The organism is Mesorhizobium sp. M7D.F.Ca.US.004.03.1.1, from assembly GCF_003998635.1.
In the GTDB taxonomy this organism is placed as follows: Bacteria; Pseudomonadota; Alphaproteobacteria; order Rhizobiales; family Rhizobiaceae; genus Mesorhizobium; species Mesorhizobium loti.
Map to the genome: position 1 here is coordinate 1 of NZ_RZQG01001606.1, position 677 is coordinate 677.

The 677-nt window shown below is 60.0% G+C and carries 1 protein-coding gene and 1 pseudogene; both read left to right on the forward strand.

Going from position 1 to position 677, the window contains the following annotated elements:
• Window positions 1-183: pseudogene (locus tag EN935_RS39005) on the forward strand (AIM24 family protein); the annotation flags it as partial.
• A 102-nt stretch (window positions 184-285) separates the two neighbouring features.
• Window positions 286-630 carry a VanZ family protein gene (locus tag EN935_RS39010; RefSeq protein ID WP_164757748.1) on the forward strand — a complete coding sequence of 115 codons (345 nt, stop codon included), beginning with the start codon at window positions 286-288 and terminating at the stop codon, window positions 628-630.
• Window positions 631-677 lie beyond the last annotated feature (47 nt).

Consider the following 677-nt stretch of genomic DNA (forward strand, 5'->3'; position numbering starts at 1 on the left):
ACCATCGACATCGAACCGGGTGGCTGGCTGTTCAAGGATGTCTCGGTCAGGATGGAAACCAAGATCGACCGCCTGTCGAGCGGCTTCTTCGGAGCCAACATGAATTTTATCGTCAACCGGTTCACCGGGCCGGGTCGGGTCGGCATCCAGTCTATGTATCTGCATATGCCGACCGAGGAATAGTTCGACGAAAGCCACCGGCGGGCAGCACGGCATGGCGGCAGCGATCCGGCCATGCGTCATCCCGGCATTTGCTGTGCCGGCTCACGACGGATATGCAAGGATATGACCAAACTGTCCCGCACTCTAGCGCTGGCGCTGCTCGCCATCATCACTTTCGCGACCTTGTCGCCGATCCAGATGCGGCCGCACATCGCCGAAGCGAATGTTGAGCGTGCCTTGGCCTATGTCCTGTTGGGCTTCGCCCTGGCGCTCGGCTTCCCCAATCGACTGTATCAAGCCGTGATCTTCGTGGCTGTGACCGCCGGCATATTGGAACTGCTTCAGATCATTGATCCCGGTCGCCACGCGCAGCTTTCCGACGCAGTCGTGAAAGCCTGCGCAGGCATTGTCGGGATCCTCGTGGGGCAATTGTTCGTCAGGAGCAGCGGACGAATAGGAGAGCCGTAGGCGCGGGCAGAAAGCCGCCGCATCGACGATCCACTTTAGGTAGAGGC